This window comes from Lachnoclostridium edouardi, assembly GCF_900240245.1.
Lineage (GTDB): Bacteria > Bacillota > Clostridia > Lachnospirales > Lachnospiraceae > Lachnoclostridium_A > Lachnoclostridium_A edouardi.
Genome location: NZ_OESQ01000001.1, coordinates 2,034,002 through 2,056,380, shown reverse-complemented (window position 1 = coordinate 2,056,380; position 22,379 = coordinate 2,034,002). Strand labels below are relative to the sequence as shown.

General features: G+C 40.5%; 16 protein-coding genes. 8 read left to right on the top strand and 8 right to left on the bottom strand.

Annotated features, from left to right (window positions below; translation table 11 throughout):
- Positions 1 to 89: 89 nt before the first annotated feature.
- The 3 genes from asnS to C1A07_RS09680 all read left to right on the top strand — a co-directional run bounded on the left by asnS (position 90) and on the right by C1A07_RS09680 (position 4,553).
- Positions 90 to 1,481: an asparagine--tRNA ligase gene (gene asnS, locus C1A07_RS09690; RefSeq protein WP_101876933.1), complete on the top strand. Its 1,392-nt coding sequence runs from the start codon at positions 90 to 92 to the stop codon at positions 1,479 to 1,481.
- Positions 1,482 to 1,629: 148 nt separating this feature from the next.
- On the top strand, positions 1,630 to 2,700 hold the full coding sequence (locus C1A07_RS09685; protein ID WP_101876932.1) for a metallophosphoesterase family protein: 1,071 nt from the start codon (positions 1,630 to 1,632) through the stop codon (positions 2,698 to 2,700).
- 2 nt (positions 2,701 to 2,702) lie between these two features.
- Positions 2,703 to 4,553, top strand: coding sequence for an ATP-binding protein (locus C1A07_RS09680; RefSeq protein ID WP_101876931.1), 1,851 nt, complete (start codon positions 2,703 to 2,705; stop codon positions 4,551 to 4,553).
- A 68-nt stretch (positions 4,554 to 4,621) separates the two neighbouring features.
- Here C1A07_RS09680 and C1A07_RS09675 read toward each other — a convergent pair whose 3' ends face one another.
- The 7 genes from C1A07_RS09675 to C1A07_RS09645 form a co-directional block, all read right to left on the bottom strand.
- Complete coding sequence (locus tag C1A07_RS09675; RefSeq protein WP_101876930.1) at positions 4,622 to 6,346, bottom strand: hypothetical protein; 1,725 nt, start codon at positions 6,344 to 6,346, stop codon at positions 4,622 to 4,624.
- A gap of 135 nt (positions 6,347 to 6,481) precedes the next feature.
- Positions 6,482 to 10,309, bottom strand: coding sequence for an N-6 DNA methylase (locus C1A07_RS09670; protein ID WP_101876929.1), 3,828 nt, complete (start codon positions 10,307 to 10,309; stop codon positions 6,482 to 6,484).
- A gap of 189 nt (positions 10,310 to 10,498) precedes the next feature.
- Positions 10,499 to 11,677 carry a ribose-phosphate pyrophosphokinase gene (locus tag C1A07_RS09665; RefSeq protein WP_101876928.1) on the bottom strand — a complete coding sequence of 393 codons (1,179 nt, stop codon included), beginning with the start codon at positions 11,675 to 11,677 and terminating at the stop codon, positions 10,499 to 10,501.
- 88 nt (positions 11,678 to 11,765) lie between these two features.
- Positions 11,766 to 12,758, bottom strand: a complete 993-nt coding sequence (locus C1A07_RS09660; RefSeq protein ID WP_101876927.1) for an ATP-binding protein — start codon at positions 12,756 to 12,758, stop codon at positions 11,766 to 11,768.
- A gap of 33 nt (positions 12,759 to 12,791) precedes the next feature.
- Positions 12,792 to 13,775 (bottom strand): DnaD domain protein, encoded by a 984-nt coding sequence (locus C1A07_RS09655; RefSeq protein WP_101878106.1) that lies wholly within the window; start codon positions 13,773 to 13,775, stop codon positions 12,792 to 12,794.
- 304 nt (positions 13,776 to 14,079) lie between these two features.
- Positions 14,080 to 15,459 carry a UDP-N-acetylmuramate--L-alanine ligase gene (gene murC, locus C1A07_RS09650; RefSeq protein WP_101876926.1) on the bottom strand — a complete coding sequence of 460 codons (1,380 nt, stop codon included), beginning with the start codon at positions 15,457 to 15,459 and terminating at the stop codon, positions 14,080 to 14,082.
- 192 nt (positions 15,460 to 15,651) lie between these two features.
- Positions 15,652 to 16,152, bottom strand: a complete 501-nt coding sequence (locus C1A07_RS09645; RefSeq protein WP_101876925.1) for a QueT transporter family protein — start codon at positions 16,150 to 16,152, stop codon at positions 15,652 to 15,654.
- A 298-nt stretch (positions 16,153 to 16,450) separates the two neighbouring features.
- Here C1A07_RS09645 and C1A07_RS09640 point away from each other — a divergent pair, with 298 nt between their 5' ends.
- The 5 genes from C1A07_RS09640 to C1A07_RS09625 all read left to right on the top strand — a co-directional run bounded on the left by C1A07_RS09640 (position 16,451) and on the right by C1A07_RS09625 (position 21,743).
- Positions 16,451 to 17,878 carry a sigma-54 interaction domain-containing protein gene (locus C1A07_RS09640; RefSeq protein WP_101876924.1) on the top strand — a complete coding sequence of 476 codons (1,428 nt, stop codon included), beginning with the start codon at positions 16,451 to 16,453 and terminating at the stop codon, positions 17,876 to 17,878.
- A 336-nt stretch (positions 17,879 to 18,214) separates the two neighbouring features.
- Positions 18,215 to 19,129 (top strand): MFS transporter, encoded by a 915-nt coding sequence (locus C1A07_RS09635; RefSeq protein ID WP_278321056.1) that lies wholly within the window; start codon positions 18,215 to 18,217, stop codon positions 19,127 to 19,129.
- A 7-nt stretch (positions 19,130 to 19,136) separates the two neighbouring features.
- Entirely contained in the window at positions 19,137 to 19,550 is a 414-nt protein-coding gene (locus C1A07_RS16550) for an MFS transporter (protein ID WP_278321055.1), read from the top strand.
- Entirely contained in the window at positions 19,543 to 20,412 is an 870-nt protein-coding gene (locus C1A07_RS09630) for a DMT family transporter (RefSeq protein ID WP_101876923.1), read from the top strand. The genes C1A07_RS16550 and C1A07_RS09630 overlap by 8 nt, the downstream gene beginning before the upstream one ends.
- Positions 20,413 to 20,414: 2 nt before the next feature.
- Positions 20,415 to 21,743, top strand: coding sequence for a C69 family dipeptidase (locus C1A07_RS09625; RefSeq protein ID WP_101876922.1), 1,329 nt, complete (start codon positions 20,415 to 20,417; stop codon positions 21,741 to 21,743).
- Here C1A07_RS09625 and C1A07_RS09620 read toward each other — a convergent pair.
- Positions 21,740 to 22,354, bottom strand: a complete 615-nt coding sequence (locus C1A07_RS09620; protein ID WP_101876921.1) for a GNAT family N-acetyltransferase — start codon at positions 22,352 to 22,354, stop codon at positions 21,740 to 21,742. The genes C1A07_RS09625 and C1A07_RS09620 overlap by 4 nt on opposite strands.
- Positions 22,355 to 22,379 lie beyond the last annotated feature (25 nt).

Sequence of the window (22,379 nt, the reverse complement as noted above, 5' to 3'; positions counted from 1 at the left end):
AAATACAGTATAATCCCTATTAAGTATGCTTTGCCGCCTGGCGGTTGGTATTTCAATATAAAATTAAATATATAAAAAGGAGAATGTTTATGAACCTGATCACTATAAAAGACATATATAAAAACCGGGACGCATATCTGAACCAGGAAATTCAGGTAGGCGGCTGGATACGCAGTCTTCGCGATTCCAAGGCTTTTGGGTTTATTGTTTTAAACGACGGAACATTTTTTGAGACTCTCCAGATCGTTTACCATGACACACTGGAAAATTTCCAGGAGATTTCTAAATTAAATGTAGGAGCGGCTATTGTTGTAAAAGGCACATTAGTGGCTACTCCTCAGGCAAAGCAGCCTTTTGAGATTCAGGCTGCACAGGTAACTGTAGAAGGTTCCTCCTCTGCAGATTATCCTCTTCAGAAAAAACGCCATTCCTTTGAATACCTGAGAACTATTTCTCACCTGAGACCCAGAACAAACACATTCCAGGCCGTATTCCGCATCCGCTCTCTGGTTGCCTATGCGATTCACCAGTATTTCCAGGAAAAAGGGTTTGTTTATGTTAACACTCCTTTAATTACAGGAAGCGACTGCGAGGGCGCAGGGGAAATGTTCCAGGTTACTACTTTAGATTTGAACAATGTGCCTAAGACTTCCGAGGGAGCTGTGGATTACAGCCAGGATTTCTTCGGGAAAATGACAAGCCTTACTGTAAGCGGGCAGTTAAATGCTGAATCTTATGCTATGGCCTTCCGCAATGTTTACACCTTTGGCCCAACATTCCGCGCTGAGAATTCCAACACTACAAGACATGCGGCTGAGTTCTGGATGATAGAGCCTGAAATGGCTTTTGCCGATCTGGAGGACAACATGATTCTGGCAGAGGGCATGTTAAAATATGTGATCCGTTTTGTGCTGGAAAATGCTCCGGAGGAAATGAACTTCTTTAACCAGTTTGTTGACAAAGGCCTTTTAGACAGACTGAATGGCGTTCTCAATTCTGAGTTCGGCCATATTACCTATACAGAAGCCATTGAAATTTTAGAGAAAAATAACGATCAGTTTGACTATAAGGTATTTTGGGGCTGCGACCTGCAGACAGAGCACGAGCGTTATCTGACAGAGCAGATTTATAAAAAGCCTTTATTTGTAACAGATTATCCAAAGGAGATTAAGGCTTTCTACATGAAGATGAACCCTGACAACAAGACCGTGGCCGCTATGGACTGTCTGGTGCCGGGAATCGGAGAGATTATCGGAGGAAGTCAGAGAGAGGACGATTACAATAAGCTGGCTGCCCGTATGGAAGAGCTGGGAATGGATATAGAAGATTATAAATTCTACCTGGATTTAAGAAAGTATGGTTCCACACGCCATGCAGGCTATGGCCTGGGCTTTGAGCGCTGTGTAATGTATTTAACTGGTATGTCTAATATCCGCGACGTTCTCCCCTTCCCAAGAACTGTAAATAACTGCGACCTGTAATGACAACGAGTCCTAAAGAGTCCTGCTCCCCGGACTCTCGCGCCGGGGCAATAATAGGGCTGCAGCAGACGGACAGGGAATATGTCCGGTTCTGCTGCAGCTTCATTTTTTCTATGCAGCAGGTTTTTAATTGAAAACGGAGGTTTTTATGAAATTTATCCATATTGCTGATGTGCACTGGGGAATGAACCCTGACAGCGATAAGCCATGGAGCTGGGAAAGAGCTCAGGCTATTCGGGATACCTTTGCCGCTGTTGTAAAGGAGGCCAGGGAACGGGATGTGGACTGCCTTTTTATTTCCGGAGATCTTTTTCACCGTCAGCCCCTGGCTAAGGATTTAAAAGAGGTCAATTATCTTTTTTCCACAATTCCTGCCATTCACGTGTGCATCATTGCCGGTAATCACGACAGAATACGAAAAAGCTCGGCTGTCCTCAGCTTTTCCTGGGCTCCCAACGTTACTTTTTTTATGGAAGACACCATGAAATCCGTGTATTTTGAGGATATTAACACAGAAGTTTTTGGGTTCAGCTACCACACTCCGGAAATCACGGAAAATCGTCTGCTGGATCTTACGGCCCCTGAAAACAATCATATTAATGTGCTGCTTCTCCACGGCGGGGACGCTAAGCATCTGCCTTTTGATAAGAATAATCTGGCTGCCAGCGGTTTTTCCTACATTGCCCTTGGCCATATTCACAAGCCTGAAATTATAGGCGGCACTCAGATGGCCTATCCAGGTTCCTTAGAGCCATTAGATAAAACTGAAAGCGGGCCTCACGGTATGCTTTTTGGCGAAATTAATTTCTCTTCCAGAAAGCTGACCAGTCTGGAATTTGTGCCTATGGCTCAGGCCCAATATATTTCCCTTGTAATTGACGTGACCCCGGAAACCAGCAACACAGAGCTTTCTCAGCGCATTGGACGGGAAATTCAGAGAAGAGGCTTAGAGCACATTTACCGGTTCCGCATCAGAGGTATGCGTGATCCTGAGATTATCTTTGACCTGCAATCGCTGGAAACCCGCTTAAAGATTATTGAGGTAATTGATGAAACAGAGCCTCAGTATGATTTCAGCGCTTTATTTGCAGAGCATCCCAGCGATATGATCGGCTTTTATATTCAGGCCTTGCAGAAGGAGGATATGAGCCCGGTGGAGAAAAAGGCTTTACATTACGGCATCAACGCCCTGTTGCACACTATGGATGAGAGGAGTTAGCTATGAAATTACTGGATTTACATATTACCGGTTTTGGAAAATTCCATAATAAATCTATCTCTTTCCAAAATGGGCTGAATGTGGTGTACGGCAGCAATGAAGCCGGTAAGTCTACACTTCATACCTTTATTCGAGGTATGCTTTTTGGCATTGAAAGAGGACGGGGACGAGTTTCTAAAAATGATGTTTACACCAAATATGAGCCCTGGGACAAAAGTTCTGGTTATCAAGGCTTTATGCGTGTAGAAAGTAATGGTTTTATTTACAGAATCGAGCGGAATTTTAACAAAAGCTCTAAGGAGCTTCACATTATTAATGAAACTATGGGACGGGAGGAAAAGGCTGACAAGGCATTTTTTGACCAGATTCTTAACGGATTAACAGAAACCTCCTACAACAATACCATCAGTATTGGCCAGTTAAAAAGCGCCACTGACTCCAATATGGCGTCTGAGCTGAAAAATTATATTGCCAACTTGAATACATCTGGAAATATGGCTTTGAATATTACAAGAGCCGCCGCTTTTTTAAAGACTAAGCGAAAGAATCTGGAAAATCAGATTGTACCTGCCGCCGCCAAAAACTACACTGCTCTTTTAGGGGAAATCAGGGGAATTGAGCAGGAAATTGCCTCCCCTGACTTTGAAAATCAGCTGACCTCCTACCAGACCATGAAGCGCCAGGTAAAGGCAGAGCTGGATAAAAAGCAGGAGGAGCGGGAGGAACTGCTTCAAAAAATTGCCAGAGGCAAGCAGATTTTATCTAACAATCAGTTTACAGATCAAGCTTCCATTGAGACTTATATAGGAAATGCCAGAAGGGTTTACAGTGAATATGAATCGGCGAAAAAAGCCTGCGGTAAAAAAATCAGAAAGGTTTGTTCCTTTCTGTCATTTTTAGGGGCCGCAGCCTGCCTTCTGCTGTTTTTCTTATGCAACGGCCTGAAGCTGCCTGAGACTTTTTCATTTTCACAGCCTGCATTACAGCTTTTTTCTGTATGTTTGGCTTTGTTCTTTGTTTTTACAGGAATTTTTCTTATTTTAAAGGACAAGCGGTACCACAGGGAGCTGGAATTAAGCAGCGAGCTGATAAAGGAGATTTTTTCTCGCCATCTAGGGGACAGCTCTATTTCTCAGGAGGCATTAACTGCCTTAGAAGGCCGTATGGAGGAATTTAAAAGATTAAGTGGGGCCCTTATAAAGTCAGAGGAAACTTTGGAGGTACAGTCTCAGGAAATTGCTCAGCTTCAGAAAAAACAGGAATCCTGCAGTGAAATTATTGAAAAACAGCAGCGGACTCAGTGGGAGCTGGAAAAGAAGCTGGAACGTTTGGCGGCCTGTAAGGATCAGGCGGCCGCCCTCCAGCATGTAATTCTGGAAAACGACCATCTCAGAGAAGAAATTACGGCCATTGACCTGGCATTAGAAACTATGACTGAGGTTTCCACCTCTATACGTGCTTCCTTTGGCCTGCTTTTAAACAAAACTGCCTCTGATTTAATCTGCAGTATTACAGGAGGCATTTACAACAGCATGAGCGTAGACGAGAACCTGAATATTTTTATGAACACTAGGACAAAGCTGGTGCCTGTAGAATATGTTTCCAGCGGCACCATGGACCAGATTTATCTGGCTCTGCGCCTGGCTGTAGCCAAACTTATGCAAAGGGACGGAGAACCTCTTCCCCTGATTTTTGACGACAGTTTCACTCAATATGACGAGGACAGGTTAAAAACTGCCTTAAAGTGGCTGGCTCACACATATGACGGCCAGATTATTATTTTCACCTGTCACAAAAGAGAGCTTCATCTGTTAGATGAAATGGGAATCTCCTACCATAAAGTGAATATATAAATAGTTCCTGTATAAAAATTTTCCTGCCGGCAGCTAATTATGCCGGCAGGAAAATTTTATGTTTTCATTTAAAGAATCTCCTCTCCATTTACATACAAATGATATCCATTTGCAGTTATATTAGAGGTATCTCCGTTGAAGCTGGTAATATAGCTGTCCCCTGTAAGAATCCAGGAGGAGGTTTCGTCTAAAACTATATTTACTGTTCCCTCGTCCCCATCTGGATTAATAGAGCCTGTAAAAACGCTGTTATTGCTCATCTGGAAGTCCAGGCTGGAAATATCATCCACCAGAATATTTCCATCTATGCTCTGGGAATCAACGTTAAGCGCCACATCCCCGCCATTTGCTCCTTTAGTCCCCCAGCCTCTAGAGGAAGAGTTGCCTTCCACCCGCAGGAAAATATCATTGGCAAGAGTAAAAGCCACATTTTTCAAGCTGATGGTGCAGTCTGTGTTAGTAACATAAAACATATCTCCTTTTTTGGCGGTAATACTTCCGTCCTCCGCCGAAAAGTTAGCCTCTCCCAACTGCGCATCGCCGGACATACTTTGATAAATCATAATGGCGTGAATATTTTCTTCAGAATCTCCATTGTATGTGTTTTCCATACTTGCCGTCATATTACAGCCCTTCAAAGACACTGAATTCTTTCCTTCCACAACAACGCCTTCACTGGCATTAGCTGTCAGTTCAGCATTGGAAACTGTAATGTCTGCAGTACAATAAATTGCAGGGCTTCCAGTTCCATTGGTCACGTAGGAGCCTCCAGACACTTGGACTGTGCCGCCTCCCCGGTCACTTCGGATTGCCGCGGCAGAGTTGCCCTGAGTTTCCACATCCAGATTAGATGCATACATAGCTCCTCCCCCTGTTGTCTGAATCCCACCAGAATTATTTTTAGCAGTCCGGATTACAGAATCTGAAATAGTTACTGCAGTGCCCTCGCCATAGCTGAAAACCCCATTGCCGTTAACTGCATCGGTATTGACAGTTGCATTGCTGACAGTTACACTGGCCCCGTTTAGGGCTAAAAGACCAGCATTCTGTCCATAGAAATCCCCATTTTCTGTATTAGAAGAATTTCCTCCTGTTTTCTCAACTGTAATATTTTCTAATGAGACCTTCGCGCCATCTATACGGAGAGCATTTTCATCATCTCCATTGGAAGTATAACTTGTTCCCTCTTCAACAGAATCCTCTTCTATGGTATTGGCGGATGTACCATTAGTTACTTCAGAGCTGCCGCCAAATCCCCCGCCTGCATTTAGGTTTTTAACAGTAATCTCCCTGGCCTGGTTCTCATCGTCCAAAGTGATCTCCAGCACACTTCCAACTAAAATATTATCGCTGGTTCCCTCCTGGCTTCCCTGTAAAAATTCAACAGTAATTATGGTGGAATCAGTGATTTCAAATGTAATGCTTTCCCCTGTTCCTATGAAAATCAGACTGCCAGGGCCTGGAGCCACTCCGCCGGGGGCTGGTTTTCCGTCATTATTTTGAGGTGCCCCGCCAGCCGGAGGAGTATCTGGTTTTCCTCCCCAAGGAGCCTGGTCAGCAGGCGCTTCAGGCATATTCTGACTTTCCAGCGCTCCGTTTTCCGCTGTAATCGCAGTTCCATTTATATCTGTTACCTGTACAGTCTGAGAAGTTTCCACATCCCCGGAAACTGTGTCTGTTTCCTGGGAATCTTTAACTTCAGAAGACTCTAATGTTTTCTTTCCGCAGCCTGCCGCCAGGGAAGCCGTCATAGCTGCTATACAAATCCACACTGAAATTTTCTTGATTTTCATATAGGTTTCCTTTCTGCCCTTAGTTTTTATAATTTAAAATGTGCATATGGAACTATAACCCTTCTTTTTTAAAACCTTGTGTAAAAATCGTGAATTTCCTGTGAAATGTAATGTTCAAAATTTACAGCGCCTCATTTACAAATACTGCTTCAATATCTGCTTTCTCTGTTTTTTTAAATCTTCTATTTCTTCCTTCAGCTTATCAATTTCCTCTGCGTAAGAATAGATTTCCTTTAAAATCTTCTGCTGTTCACTGATTTCCGGCAGCGGAATTTTTACAGATTTTACCCGGCTGATATTTAAATTGCTGACTGTAGTGCCGGCCCCTGCCTTTTCTGCAAACTGGCTTTGAACGGCAGGGGAAAGCAGTACATAATATAAATAATCTCTTAAAATATTATCCTTTAAATTTCTTATAAGCAGCCATCCGTCATGGATGCAGCCTTCTATGTCTACAATATACGGCCTTCCATAGCTCATTGAGTTAGATAAAATAAAATCGCCTTTATAAACTCGTACTGACTTCTTTGCCCCTTCTTCAGTGATTTTTTCTCTGGTCTTTTTCACATATCTATCTTCCGGACTAATATCTCCAATTTTAATCCAGTTAACTCCGTTTGCAGCTGCAGTCAAATATTTTTTAATAGGTCTGGGGGAAGCGCCTCTGGATATTTCCCCTAAGGTTTCCATTTTTACCTGAGGAGCAGAGCCGTACACATTTTGAATAATCCTGTGAATGTCACTCTGCTTTTTCTCTATGATCTTTCTCTTGCTGTCTGCTACCTCATCTATTTTCCTATATTGCTCAATAATACTTTTCTGTTTTTCAACAGAGGGAAGAGGAATACGTATCATTCCCAGATCATCTGGATATACGTGAGGCTGTCCCTGCCCCTTCTGCAAGGTATAAACTGCATCCTGGTTGTCCTTCAGAACATAATATACGTATGCCGTTAAAATTTTTTCCTCATCTTTAGACTTAATAGTCGTGCAGTCGGAAGCAAAAATCGGCGTATCCCAATATCCTACATAACCTGCGCTGGCCCCGGAGGCGCTGACTGTAATAATATTGCCATCCCGGTTGCTGCTGTTATTATAGTAAGCCGGCGCCCTGCCTCCTGCCACTACAGGAATACTGCCTTCTTCAATATCTTTTGAGGATATAGAGGTTCCTTTCTGCAGATAACACATATTTTTCAAAAACTCTAACGGATAACTGCCTTCTACAACAATCCGATTAGTGGGGGCTACAGAAATAACATTTGAAAATACAGCGCTGTCTAAAGGCAGAAGGCGGCTTGTTTTCATATATCTTACATTAGATTGAAGACTTTCCGGAATTTCCAGGATTTCATCGGAAAAAGCTTTTCTAATATAATAATTTACTTTATTTTTGTTTTCATATAAGTTTTCATCATCATATAAGGCGGAGCTGATATTGCCATTTTCATTAGTAGAATAATGAATTCCCTCCTGCCCTCTCCGATTAGAAAATTCATACCCCAAAAATGCTTTTTCCTCCTGCTTTTCTCCTGTTTTCACTACTATTGTAGTTTTCTTAAATGTAAGCAGAAAACTAATCAGCTTATTTTTTTCGTTTTCAGATACTGTCTTATAAAATAAAACATGGAGCTCTTTTTTTCTGTCTTCCTCTGTATAATCTTTTGATACTTTTTTCTTTTGTATATCTTTATATACTTTAGACTGATAAAAGGCCTTTTTCAGCTCCAAATAATAGTCGGAGGAGGCAAAGCTTTCTCCAGGCTTTTGTTTTAAAAAGGAAATATAGTCCTCAAACGTTACATTTTCAAATGCCTGGTCAATATATCTCTGCACTACTTTACTTGTATTATCATAGGAAAAATCTAAAAAGTTTTGGAAAAACTGAGTCACCAGCTTACAAATCCGCTTATAGTCTCCATCTACGCGCCGTTCCAAAAACAAAATAATTGTGTTGGAGCCTGTAGCCATAAATGTATTTGGCCCCATATTAGCTATGGCACGAATGTGAAAGCTTTTCAGAATAATCTCCCTTGTTTTTTCATATATACTTCCTGTGTTGGACAACACGGAGGAGGGCAGAATAATCGCTCCCAGGCCGCCGTCCTTTAAAAGCTGAGCTGTTCTCTCTACAAATAAACACTCAATTTCAGAACTGTTGGCCGTTAAATAATCATACAGTTCAAAATCCTCTTTTTCGGCCGTCAAAGTTTGTCTGAATGAGGACACAGAATAAGGCGGATTGGCCACCACAACGTTAAAGTTATTATTACTGCTGGTATTAGAATGAAGATGGCCAATATATTTAGACGATTGAAATTTGTCAAGTCCATCTGCGCAGATAATATTAGAATCTCCGTCCCCATTTAAAAATGTGCTGACCTTTGCAGTCTTAACAAGGCGGTAATCCTTTTCGATTCCATAAACACACCTGGCTGCCCACTCAAAGTCCCCTTGAGCCTGAGTATTGTCTCCTGACTGCTTCCACCTTATAATTTTATTTCTATCTGTAGGGCTTAAATTAGAGGTATCGTAACTGTTCACTATGTCCTGAACAATATCCATATATTCTGTAATGAAATGTCCGGAACCGCAGGCGTAGTCTACTACAACAGGCAGAATCTCCCTGGCGTTTTCCTTCAGATTTTTGTCAATAACCTCCTCTAAAGGCAGGGAGGATATCATAAATCTGGCAATAGGTACCGGGGTAAAAAACTGGCCTGATTCCTGTTTAATACTTGTATTCAGCAGCTGCTCAAAAAAGTTTCCCAAAAATTGCTGTTTGTGGCCATATCGAAACTGATATTTCCCAAGAAGATTAACAATTTCCTTTAAAACCTTGGCATTATCCTCAAATGCTTCTTCATTATATGTATCCTTAAAAGCAAATTCTGAATTGGTATACAGTTTGTTTTTTTGCGACCAGGACCAAAAATCCTCCCTGATTCTGTCGTCCAGGGCAGCAAAATCTTTATCTAAGTCCTCTTTGGAAGAGCCTGTAATATCAATATTTAAAAACTTTTTCATTCCCTTTTTATACAGATCCAAAAGATTTGACAGTATAGTAAGTGAATCAGACTGGCTGTCCCAGACAAACTGCAGCTCCTCATTTTCGTTTTTATCCTCATCCATAATTTTACAGATAAATAGATTTAAAACTTTATTAAATGCGTTAGACTTGTCAGAAACAGCATTGTGTCTTAAAATCTCTAAAAACTGGTTAAAAATTGCGCTGCTGGTTTCATTAGTCAAAATCTCCAGTTTTCCTCTGGTTTTCACCTTTTCTATGGCCTGATATGGCTTTATTCCTTCTTCAAAAATTCCTTTTTCCTGAAACTCTTTATTCCAGCTTTGAAACAGCTCTTTCTTATTAGGGAGAGTTCTCCACTTTTCCTCTACAGGTATCATTGCATACTGTCTTTTTATTTCTCCATTTATCAGTTTAGAGGCATATAAACTGATAATTTCTGTCTCTTTCTCTTCCGCATAATAATTAAACAGCTGTCCTTTAGATTCTCCGTTTGCATTAGCGCTTAAAGTATTTTTCTTTGCCTTTTCATACTTCTCCCCATATGTTTTACATTCAATCATCATATAAGGAGTTTGATTTTTTCTGATTAAAATATCCAGCCGTCCTGACGTATTGTCGCCTGAAGGCCAGGACTTTTCCAGCTCTATATCATTGGGCCTGTATCCGATTGTCAGCAGTCTGTCTATACACTCTAATACAACAAATACTTCAGCCCTGTCCTTTCTTGAAAATTGGGAGGCAGACTTATGATGCACCTTTATTCCCTGATTGTCTTCATTATATAAAATCTCTTTTTTATCAAAATCCACCTTCAGAACATATCTTTCTGTTTCTGAAAAATAGTATACCTTTTCATAAATGTTGGCTGTTCCGTTTTGCAGCTTAAACTCCATTGTATGCAACAGCTCTTTTATGTAATTTTCATCTATCATCTTCTGCTGTCTCCCTTATTTCTTCCTGTGAAAATTATATATCAAACCTCTGTATAAAATCAATGATATTTCCCCAGGGAAAAACAAACAAAACGCCGGAAAACTGTCTTCTGCCTCCTTCTAAGAAAAAGAGGCGGATTATCAGCGATCCCGGCGTTTTTATATAGTCCCTTAACAGGCCTGGCTACATTATTCTCTGTTTTTTCTATATGCATCTAACAAACGGTTAATTCTCTTTGTAGGATTCAGTAAATCACTTAAAGATGCATCGTGGTTTAAGTTATCTATTATTAATGCAATATACTTGCTCATATCTACATTAATATAGTAAGGTCTGGACAGCAGCTCCGGAGTCTGGTAAACCAGGTTTGTAGTAAGAATCCTGTCAATCAGGCCGTTTCTGTAGTACTCGTCGAACTTATTCAGACCGTTTGTAAACAAGCCGAAGGTTGCGCAGATAAATACTTTTCTGGCTTTTCTTCTCTTCAGCTCCTTAGCTACATCCAGCATACTTTCCCCTGAAGATATCATATCGTCAATAATAAGCACGTCCTTGCCCTCTACGTCTGTGCCTAAAAACTCGTGCGCCACAATAGGATTGCGTCCGTCTACAACTGTTGTATAATCGCGGCGCTTGTAGAACATACCCATATCCAGTCCCAGCACATTAGCAAAATAAATCGCTCTTTTCATGCCGCCTTCATCAGGGCTGATTACCATCATGTGATCGCTGTCAATGTCCAGATCAGTCTCTTCTTTCAGAAGGTATTTAATGAACTGATAAATAGGCTGCACTGTCTCAAATCCCTTTAACGGAATGGCATTCTGCACTCTGGGATCGTGGGCGTCAAACGTAATAATGTTCTCCACTCCCATGCTGGTCAGCTCCTGAAGAGCGGACGCACAGTCTAAAGACTCTCTGCCGGAACGCTTGTGCTGTCTGCTTTCGTATAAAAACGGCATAATTACATTGATCCTGCGGGCCTTTCCTGCCGCAGCTGCAATTACTCTTTTTAAATCCTGAAAATGGTCGTCAGGAGACATGTGATTTACAATTCCGCAAAGAGAGTATGTGAGGCTGTAATTACATACATCTACCATGAAATATAAATCGTCTCCCCGGACAGATTCTTCAATAGAGCCTTTGCCCTCTCCTGAACCGAATCTAGGAGTCTGAGCCTGTATAATATAGGAATCTCTCTGATATCCGGCAAAAGCAATCGTGGATTTATGCTCACTTTCTCTTTCATGTCTCCATGCAATCAAATACTGATTTACTTTCTCTCCCAGCTCATCGCAGCTTTTCAGGGGAATCAATCCCAGCGGCCCAACGGGTATGGTTTCGATTGTCTTTTCCTCGTATATCATTTCTCATCCTCCTGTATATATTCATGTGTTTTTTTTATACTGATTTTGCAACGTATCTTTTATATCATTATGTCTGCAAATAGTCAAGCTAGTCATAGCAGTTTTGTCTTTTTTTAATGCGGATATCGTCTCCGTAGAGAGGCACTGTCTCATAGTAGCTGATAATCCGTGAAGCCACTCTGTCTGTATAGCTGTCTCTTAAAACGTTAAAAGACAGATTGGTAGAAATAATCGTCCCTTTTTTTCTTAAAAGCCGTTCATTAATACAGTAAAATAACTGAGATGATGTAAAGCTGTTATTTAACTCAGTGCCCAGATCGTCTATAATCAGCAGATCGCACTCTAAAACATAATCGTACATATCCTGCATATCATCATCCCAGGAGCCGAATTTACTTTTGGAAAACACGTCGAACAAATCATTGGACGACAAGTATATTACAGAATAGTATTGATCCATCAGCTCCCTGGCAATACAGTTTGTCAGAAAGGTTTTTCCCACTCCCGTGCTGCCTGTAAATAAGATATTGCCTTTTTCCTGTCCAAATCTGTTAATAAATCTCTGGCACAGCTCTACTACCTGACCCATGTGCTGTCTGGCAGTTTTCCCCAGCCCTGGAATAATCTGTTCATCGTCATAAAAGTCAAAGGAAAATGTGCGGAAGTTTTCCTGCCTTACCACTTCCTCAATATTAGACTGAGCATATAAAAGCTTCATCTGCGCCTTGCGGAAGCAATGACACTTTTTTCCGTCTATATACCCTGTATCATGGCAGTCCGGGCAAAGGTAATGCATTTCCATATAATCTGCAGGATAGCCTGCAGCTTTTAGAAGAATCTCTTTCTGCTCTTTTAAATCAGCCATCTCTTCCCGCAGTCTGATTAAGGCCTCCTTCCGGCCGTCCAACATCTGTCTGGCCGCCTTCACTGCCGCTTTAATGGAGGCCTGATCTAACTCCTTTACCGCCGGTATCCTGGCATATATTTCTTCCACTCTTTTATCCTGTTCATGCTTATTCTCCAGCTGCTGCTGCTGATAACGGCGTATAATGGAATCATACTGGGAATTGCTCAGGGCCATGGCTGTTCTCCTTCTTTCTTTTTACTTTAATCCTTAATCCTTCCACTGCTGAATCACAAGAGCATCGTAATCTGTATCTCTCTGTTCAAAGTTGTGAAACTGGTTGCCGCTCTGTTTTTTTACAGTCTGCTTAGGCTCTTTTTTCTTTCTCTTTTCATCTAAAGCTTTAATGTCGTCCAAGGTTTTCACCCCGGCCTCTTTCCAGCCTGATAAAATTTTGTCTGTATAGGGAAAACTAGGCTGATGAATAGCTTCTATAGTCCTGCCGCAGGCCTCTATAATAATCTTTTTTGTAAAACCGTATTCTTTAAACCACTTGTCCATATAAACAAGCTCCGGCTCTGCCGGCCTTCTGTCATTTAGCCCAAAGGCTCTCATCACTGCAAAATAATCTTTTTGAAAGCCCTGAGTTCTGGTCTTAGCCTGGCCTACAGTAGTGATTCCTCTCTCATGCCAGTCTAAAGCCACTTTTTCCATGTATCTTAAACTGCTGTGCTGGTTCTGCACACAATATTCTACTAAAAACTCAATTAACTCTGAGGACATTTTCAGGCCGTCGTATAAATACGCCATCACCTCGCTGTCTCTCTGGGTAAATAAACGGTTCATATACTTTTGAGCAATATAAAGCAGCTGAGTAAACTCCTCATCCTCAGCCAGCTTATTTACCTGGTCAGCCGTATAAGGCTTTCTCTGCTCCGTTGGCTTGTCCTCCGCCTTTTTTTCGCTGCCTCTATCCGGCTCCTTAGACTCATATTTTTTTATCTGGCTTTTATCCTGAGGCTCATCAGAAATCTGGTCTTTTAAACTTACGTCCTTTTTTTCCTCCTCCAGCACGCCCTGGCGCTTCCAGTAAGTAATCGCCCGGTTTACGTCTGATTCTGTATGGTTTAACGCATCCGCTATATCGGAAACCTTAAACTCTTCTCCCTCATGGCGCAGTATGTACAAATAAACCTTTACATACTCTCCGTTGGCTAAAGGCATGTATTTATCTATAAATTCATTGGAAATCATTGTTGCTTTTATGAGAAACGGATTCTTAATTTTCAACACCAGGACCCCCTTCTTTTTTCTGTCCTTATCATACCACAGACTTTTTAAAATTGGAATACTTCCACTTATCCACCATTTGAATTGTGGATAATGTGGATAACGTGGATAATATGTTTACATAATTGTAAAATATTTCCCGAATTGTGTCGAAATCCTGTTAAATTCTGGTTTCTCTATATTTACAGATAACTCATTATGTAAATTAAAAAATCCACATAGCTTCTTTACATAAAATGTTGAAAACTATGTGGATAATGTGGATAACTTACTTACCTAACAGCTTTTCCCCCACTTTTACTATATCTCCGGCCCCCATAGTTATCAACAAATCACCGTTGACACAATTTTCTAAAATAAATGTTTCAATTTCATCAAATGATGGGATATAATAAGCCTTTGTGCCTAAATGGTTAATTTTCTCCGCCAGATCTTTAGAGCTGACGCCCAGATTATCTGTTTCCCTGGCCGCATAAATGTCTGCCAGAATCACCTGGTCAGCCATAGAAAGCGCCTGGGCGAAGTCGTCCATAAACGCCTTTGTCCTAGTGTATGTATGAGGCTGAAATACGCACCAAATTTGTTTGTGAGGATAATTTCTGGCTGCTGACAAGGTGGCCTTAATCTCGCTTGGATGATGGGCGTAATCGTCAATCACTGTGATACCTGCCAGCTGGCCCTTTTTCTCAAATCGTCTGTTGGTTCCTGTAAATTTCTCCAGGCCTTCTTTTATTTTTTCCACAGAGATGCCAAGGCAGTCGCAGGCCGCCAAAGCGCCTAAGGCGTTGGCTACATTGTGATCTCCCGCTACTCCCAGCACAATATGTCCCCAGAACTTTCCCTGCTTCATCACGTCAAATTCTGCTTTTGCCATTTCACTGTGGGTAATGTTTACGCTTTGATAATCACTGTCAGCCGAAGTTCCAAATGTTATTACCTGACACTCCAGCCCCTTAGAAATTTCCTGGTAATTGTCAATGTCGCTGTTAATGATAAATGTCCCCTCTTTTGGAAGCTTTTCTGCAAATAAACGGAAGGACCTGCGGATATCAGCCAAATCTTTAAAAAAGTCCAGGTGGTCTTCTTCTATATTCAGCACAATTTCCATAGTGGGCCAAAAGGATAAAAAACTGTTAGTATATTCACAGGCCTCTGTCACAAACAGCTCCGGCCCTCCTACTCTAATATTCCCTCCAATAGACGGCAATATTCCTCCTACTGAAACAGTCGGGTCAGCGTCGGCGGCCATTAAGATTTCAGTTACCATGGAGGTAGTAGTAGTCTTCCCATGTGTGCCTGATACTCCCAGGGAATGTTTATAATTTTTCATTATCTGACCTAAAAGCTCTGCTCTGGTCAGCATAGGAAGTCCTCTTTTTACTGCCTCTGCGTATTCTGGATTGTCAGGGTGAATAGCCGCCGTATACACAACCACGTCCAATCCTTCCTGAATATTTCCGGCCCTTTGTCCATAAAAAATCTCCGCGCCTTTTGCTTCCAGCTTTTCTGTCAGCTCTGACTTTCGCGCGTCTGAGCCTTTTACAGAAAATCCCTCGTCCATTAATATCTCCGCTAAACCGCTCATGCTGATTCCGCCGATTCCCATAAAATAAATAACGCATGGCTTTTTAAAATCTATTTGATACATAACTATACCCATCCTTATTGTCATTTTCTCTATGTTTGTACTGCTATTATAGCGTTTTTCTTTATAAAAAACCAGAAATATTTCTATATATTATGAGTAATCAAAAAAGAGTGTGCCCATCCGCCAAAGGCGTTTCCTGTAAATTAAAGAAGAGAGCGCCGTTTTTCACAGCGCTCTCCTTTTATCAGGCTTTTATGCAATACCTTTTTTAAAAATAACCGTTTTATATTTCTCCAAAGCAGCCAGAAGGCCGTTTCCTAAAACGCCAATGGCAAGTATCTCTCCTGCTCCTACTGTAAGCATAGCATATGGAATTAAATCTGCTGAACCATATGCATAACGCAGAACCCAGGGAATAACAAGGGTGTTGGCCAAAATAGGCGGAATGCATACCATCCACTTATTTTTTCTTAAAGCGTATGAGCCTAAGGCTCCGATTAATGTTGCCAGGCTTCCAAAGATTACATCTAAGGTTGCGGCTCCGCAGAAAAGGTTGGACAAAAAGCAGCCTAAAAATACTCCCGGAACTGCCGCCGGAGTAAAGTAGGGAAGAATACACAGCGCTTCAGAAATTCGGAACTGCACTGGTCCGAAGGAAATTGGCTGAAACATCATTGTCAGCACTACGTAAATCGCTGCGATTACTGCTCCATGTGTCATGTAGTACACGGTTTTGTTAGTTTTGTTTACCATTATTCAATTTTCTCCTTTAGTTTTGTTTTAGGTGTGGAAGGTCTCGAACACACCGGTCATTTTATGCAGATCATCCCTGAAACTTATAGCTGCTGGGAATCTGCGGCCTTATTGCAGGGGATAGTGTAGCACAAAATGCAGCAGAGCGCAAGTGCGTATCTGCAATTGCTCCTCATTCTCTGGAAATCATTGGAATTAATTTTTAAGGCCTATATATTGATATTTGCAGGTCTGATTGCTAATATCAGTTTATACCTGAGTTTCGGCAGATAAATAAAAAGATTTTGGGAGAAATATTATGGAGCGTTCTTTAAAACAATTGCAGATTATTTATGAGCATGTTATGAACCAAATTGAAGAAGGTATTGTAATATCTGATGATGAAAATAAAGTAATTTTTGTCAATAAAGCAGCGGAGGCCATTGAAGGAATTGATTCTAAAACCTGTTTGGGAAAACGTATGGAAGATATATATATTCATACAAAAAATACTCATAGTAAGCACGCGGCAGTTTTAAATACCGGAATCCCGGCCAACGAATATCTGAATCAGTATATGATAAGAGAATCCCATAAAATGATGAATGTTGTAGAGAGAATGTTCCCTGTTAACATAGATAAAAAAACGGTTGCCGTATATTCTTTAATCAAAAACCTGCCTGCGCTGAAGAAAAATATTGATCAAAGTCTGGAGCTGTATACTTATTTTCATAAAGAAAAAATGACAAATGGTACAAAGTATACTTTTAACAGTATTATAGGAAATGATATAAATTTTATAGAAGCTATTTCTAATGCCAGGAATGTGGCAAAAAATCAGACTACAGTGCTGATTTTTGGAGAAACCGGCACGGGAAAGGAATTATTTGCCCAAAGTATTCACAATGCCAGTCCCTATCAAAATGGGCCTTTTATCTCAGTAAATTGCGCCGCTATACCGTCTACATTGCTGGAAAGCATGTTTTTTGGCACTGCCAAAGGTGCCTTTACAGGAGCAGAAAATATGGCCGGTCTGTTTGAGCAGGCGGAAAAAGGAACATTATTTTTAGATGAGATCAACAGTATGGATATTCGGCTTCAGGCTAAGCTTTTAAAGGTGCTGGAGGATAAAAAAGTCACCAGAATCGGCTCAGAGAAAGCAATCCATATATCCTGCCGTATTCTGTGCGCGTTAAATGAAGATCCCCAGAAATGCATAAAGGAGCAGCGTCTGCGGCAGGATTTATATTATCGTCTATCCTCCTGCATTCTTCATATTCCTCCCCTTAGGCAGAGGGTCAGCGATATACCGCTGCTCTGTAAATATTATCTCCAAAAGTTCAACCAAGAATATAGACTTAATATTGAATGTGTGGACCATAGTCTAATGGAAGAATTTAAAAAATATAGCTGGCCGGGAAATGTAAGGGAACTGCAGCATGTAATTGAAAGCGCTTATTCTATTTCAGAGCAAAATATAAAAATATTGCAGTTGAAAAATATTGCATACTATTACAGGAAATTTTTCACAGAGGCTTCCAAGCCGCAGAAGGAAGAGTATTTCGCAGAAGAAGCTGCGGGAAGGACTGATGTAGGTTTAAAGGAAACCATGGATAATTATGAAAAAATGGTTTTGCTACAAGCCTTAAATAGAAATAAAAAGAATATTACTGCAACTGCAAAAGAACTTGAAATTACCCGCCAGGCTTTGCAGTACAAAATGAAAAAATATAATTTGCGATTATAAAAGAAAGTGGAAATTCTTTTGGCATGCCAGAAATTTTGGCGCAAAAAGGATTTCCATTTTTTATTTCACTCGTCCCTCGTTCCATAAAAAACTACGGGAAACCCGAACTCCGCTATCGCTTCGTTTGGGTAGCAAATAGTTTGCGAGGTATTTCACGAGCATTACTATTTTTTATTGTTAAACACAACGTTTTGTATATAAATACCAGCTTTGCGGCTTTTTTATTATTTGGCACAGTTTTTGCTTTTATATATATTGTGTACATGTACTGGGGCCCGTGGTCTTTATGAAACAAGGAGCAAGTGAAATAACAAAATATACAAAGGGGGTTATATCTTGGAAAGTAAGAAATTATCAATGAGAGAAATGATTTGTTATGGTATCGGGGATATTACGGCTAATGTTTATCTGCAGTTTATCGCGTTATTTGCGATTGTCTTTTTTACAGATGTGCTTGGTATTTCTGCTACTGTGGCAGGCCTAATTTTTATGGGAAGCAGGGTGTTTGACGGGCTGAACGATATTGCTATAGGATATATATCTGATAAATACGGACATTACAAACGGTGGATTTTATTTGGCTCTATTGCTACAGCTATTGCATTTATTATTATGTTCACCCGTTTCAATTTAAGCCCGCAGAAACAGATTATTTTCGCCTTGGCAGCATACTGCTTCTGGACATTAATGTATACCTGCTACGCCATTCCTTTTAATACATTTGCCTCTACAATGTCCCAGAATACGGAAGAGAGAACGCTTCTCAACTCTATTCGTTTTGCCATTGTAGCAGTGCCGTCTCTGATTATATCCATTGCTACACCCTACTTAAAAAGCGGAACTCAGGGAAATAACAGCACATACGGGACTATTGCCGTTATTTTGGCAGTGATTGCCACCTTATGTACGATTATTTGTGTTCTGGGAATCGTAGAAAGGGCGAAAGCCCCTGTTGCAAGGGAAAAAGTATCTGTTAGAGAATATTTTAAGGCTATCTTTGCAAATAAACAACTACTAGTTGTAAGCGGAGCTTTCTTCTGCAGAACCCTTGGCTATTATATCTATACTTCATCCATGACATATTATTTTAATTATTATTTGAAATCAGCGAAATTAATGGGCGTTATACTGGGAATCTCAGCTCCAATTTCAGCTGTAGCTGCTTTATCTGTGGCGCCTGTAGCTAAAAGAATAGGAAAAAAGAAAGCCTTAAGGCTGCGGATTGATTTTTGCTGTTTCCAGCATAATTAGATATTTAATGCCGTTAAATACAGTAGTAGTGGCTGCTACATGCTGGGCAGGTATGTTTGTAATGAGCGCTACTTTAGCGATTTTCTTTACTATGGTAGCAGATACCACTGATTATGGTATGTGGCTGACAGGAAAAAATGTAAGAGCCGTTAATTATGGCTTCTATACCTTCTGTCAGAAAATGGGCATGGCGTTTTCCGGAACAATTGTAGGCCTGCTTCTTGATATGGCAGGTTACATTCCAAATCAAGAGCAGTCCACAGCAGCTTTAAGCGGTATCTTAAACATTTATTGTCTGATCCCGGCAGGTATTTATCTGTTAATGGCCGCATTAATGATCTTCTGGAAATTAGACGAAGAGAGAATGCACCAGATTGTCGCTGAATTAAACAGCAGGCAATCAAAGCAAATCAATGCTTAAAGGATATATTTCAGTAATAGCGGCCTCTTTTGCATATGGGATCATGCCGATTATTTCCAAGCTGCTGCTGAATATGGGAATGAATGCTGAGACAGTAGTATTTTATCGCTTTTTACTTACCAGTATATTTACAGGTTTGTTTTTAACGCTCACTAAAAACTGGCAGACTGTAACACTTCCCCAGATAGTTCAATTGATTATTTTTGGCATTTTCGGTTTTGGTATAACAGCCCAGCTTTTGACTTTATCTTATGTATATATTCCAGTTGGAATGGCCACTGTATTGCATTTTGCTTATCCCCTGATTGTTGTGATTATTATGATAATTATTTTTAAGGAGAAACCTACTTTTTTAAAAATTGCAGCATGTATTCTTGCATTTACAGGAATTGGATTTATGGTGGATTTTAAAGGCCAAATCTCTATGACAGGTATTTTATATGCCCTCCTGTCGGCTGTTACATACTCAATGTTTGTTGTATCCAATAAAAAAGCTGCTTTCTGTACATTAAATCCTATGAATAATATTTTTTATCTCAGCTGCTTTGCAGCGATGTATATGGGAGCGGCAAATATACCTGCAGGTTTTATAAGCTTTCCCTCCGATTTGCTTATGTGGGGCAATCTGATTATTATCAGCTTACTATGTACTTTTTTTGCTTTTTATACTTTAATGCTGGGCATCAGAATTCTGGGAGCTGTAAAAGCATCAGTAATTAATATGCTGGAACCTGCAACAGGGGTATTTCTGGGAATTGTTATTTTTTCAGAAACCCTTTCCTTTAAAATTATTATAGGAGCTTTCCTGATTTTTACAGCAACTTTACTTACTGTTTTAGATAAACCAAAAGAAGGAGATTAAATATGAATTTGTTATTATCATGTGATACTATGGTAGCTTTAAAAAATAGTACTAAGTCCGGCAATGTGATTTTTGCTAAAAACAGCGATAGGCCATTAGGAGAGGCCCAGCCGCTTAGAAGCTATGAAGCCCAAAATTATCCTCCAAATACTACCTTGGAATGCACATATATTTCTATTCCTCAGGTAAGCCATACATATAAAGTAATGGGTTCTCAGCCATTTTGGATGTGGGGATTTGAGCATGGCATAAATGAATATGGGGTAGTTATTGGCAATGAGGCCGTATGGTCAAAAGAAAAAGAAGAACATGAAAATGGTTTGCTGGGCATGGATTTGCTGCGTCTGGGACTAGAACGGGGAAAAACAGCTTATGAAGCCTTACACATCATTACTGATCTGCTGCAAACATACGGGCAGGGCGGAAACGCGGCTCTTCACATGGAACACCGCTATCATAATGCCTTTTTGATTGCAGATTCTAAGGAGGCCTGGATATTAGATACTGTAAACCGCAGATGGGCGGCCAGAAAAGTTACAGATATTGCCGGCATATCCAACTGCTACAGTACCGAAGAGCATTGGGATGAAGAATCCGGGGATATAAAAGAATACGCTTTTTCTATGGGATATGCAGATCGGGACCAGCCCTTTAGCTTTGCTAAAGCCTATGGCTTAGTAGATATTAAAACCAGGTCCTCATATCCAAGATACAAAAGATTAAATCAGCTTTTAAAAGCAAGGCAGGGCAGCATTACGTCAAATTACATGCAGCAAATTTTAAAAGATCACTATGAAGGAGAATTAATTGAGCCCCGCTGGAGCCCGGCAGACGGAATTATGGCCTCTATCTGTATGCACAACCTGGATGAAATCTCCAGCAAAACGGCTGCCAGCATGGTTATAGAAATAGATCATAAGTTGTCTCCGGTGTGGTGGGGTTCCATGTCCAGCCCATGTATATCTGTATTTCTGCCATATACGATGGAACATGCGATTCCCAAAATAGCAGCGTACGCAGGGGAAGTTTATGAAGATCAATCATTATGGTTGGAGATGGAACGCTTGTCCTATGAAATAGAAATAGACTACCCCAGAAATATAAGGCTCTGGAATTCTATAAAAAACGAATTTCAGGAATATGTAAATAAAACAGCTGAATCAGGACTTAATAATGCCATTATTGAAAATCTTTCTAAAGAGCTGAAGGATAAAGCCAGAAACATGTATTATGAGCTTCTGAGGGTTAACGTTTCAAGCAGTCAGCCTCAAAGAACAAAAATAGCGGCAGCCTCAAAAATCAGAGCAAACATAAAAAAGCCTTTAAATTAGAGCAGCACCTTACTGTATAAAAGACACTGCAGATCCACCTGCTTCTTTCCCAGCTGTAAAACAATATCCTTTTCCCCCACGCGGTGAAAGCCTCTATGCTCATAAAATTCATAGGTGCAGGCATTATCTGTATATAAATATATTTCTTTTCCCTTGTTTCTGCTCGCAAATTCCCTGAGTAAAGCGCTTCCTATTCCCTTCATCTTTATCTCAGGGTTTGCGGCCAGAAAAATAATTTCCCCGTCAGGAGTGTTGGTTTTTGTATATTGCGCAAACATTTCTTCATTTGCTTCCTCATATACGCTTACCCCTCCCTTTGTAAACAAGTTGTGGAGCATATTAAATGCTTTTACATAAAAAGAACCCCAAAATGAGCGGAACTTTTTATGCTCCCCCTTCATCTCAGCCAGCAGCACGCCTGCAAATTTATCATCTGCATATAGGGCGATCACCTGGGTAGCACGGGTCATTTCCAAATACCAAAAGTATTTGCCGTATAAATTTACGGCTAACTTGCTATCTGTATACCAGTTAAAATGCATACCTATAATGGCTGACTGTATAGCTTTTTTATAATCCTTTTTCCTTAATTCTCTGACTTCTAATTTCATAAATCTCTCCATTTACTTATGCTGC

Bases quoted from the DNA above. Each gene is read 5' to 3' on its own strand.
- asnS (WP_101876933.1), top strand. From the start codon at position 90: ATGAACCTGATCACTATAAAAGACATATATAAAAACCGGGACGCATAT.
- C1A07_RS09685 (WP_101876932.1), top strand. From the start codon at position 1,630: ATGAAATTTATCCATATTGCTGATGTGCACTGGGGAATGAACCCTGAC.
- C1A07_RS09680 (WP_101876931.1), top strand. From the start codon at position 2,703: ATGAAATTACTGGATTTACATATTACCGGTTTTGGAAAATTCCATAAT.
- C1A07_RS09675 (WP_101876930.1), bottom strand. From the start codon at position 6,346: ATGAAAATCAAGAAAATTTCAGTGTGGATTTGTATAGCAGCTATGACG.
- C1A07_RS09670 (WP_101876929.1), bottom strand. From the start codon at position 10,309: ATGATAGATGAAAATTACATAAAAGAGCTGTTGCATACAATGGAGTTT.
- C1A07_RS09665 (WP_101876928.1), bottom strand. From the start codon at position 11,677: ATGATATACGAGGAAAAGACAATCGAAACCATACCCGTTGGGCCGCTG.
- C1A07_RS09660 (WP_101876927.1), bottom strand. From the start codon at position 12,758: ATGGCCCTGAGCAATTCCCAGTATGATTCCATTATACGCCGTTATCAG.
- C1A07_RS09655 (WP_101878106.1), bottom strand. From the start codon at position 13,775: ATGATTTCCAATGAATTTATAGATAAATACATGCCTTTAGCCAACGGA.
- murC (WP_101876926.1), bottom strand. From the start codon at position 15,459: ATGTATCAAATAGATTTTAAAAAGCCATGCGTTATTTATTTTATGGGA.
- C1A07_RS09645 (WP_101876925.1), bottom strand. From the start codon at position 16,152: ATGGTAAACAAAACTAACAAAACCGTGTACTACATGACACATGGAGCA.
- C1A07_RS09640 (WP_101876924.1), top strand. From the start codon at position 16,451: ATGGAGCGTTCTTTAAAACAATTGCAGATTATTTATGAGCATGTTATG.
- C1A07_RS16550 (WP_278321055.1), top strand. From the start codon at position 19,137: ATGCCGTTAAATACAGTAGTAGTGGCTGCTACATGCTGGGCAGGTATG.
- C1A07_RS09630 (WP_101876923.1), top strand. From the start codon at position 19,543: ATGCTTAAAGGATATATTTCAGTAATAGCGGCCTCTTTTGCATATGGG.
- C1A07_RS09625 (WP_101876922.1), top strand. From the start codon at position 20,415: ATGAATTTGTTATTATCATGTGATACTATGGTAGCTTTAAAAAATAGT.
- C1A07_RS09620 (WP_101876921.1), bottom strand. From the start codon at position 22,354: ATGAAATTAGAAGTCAGAGAATTAAGGAAAAAGGATTATAAAAAAGCT.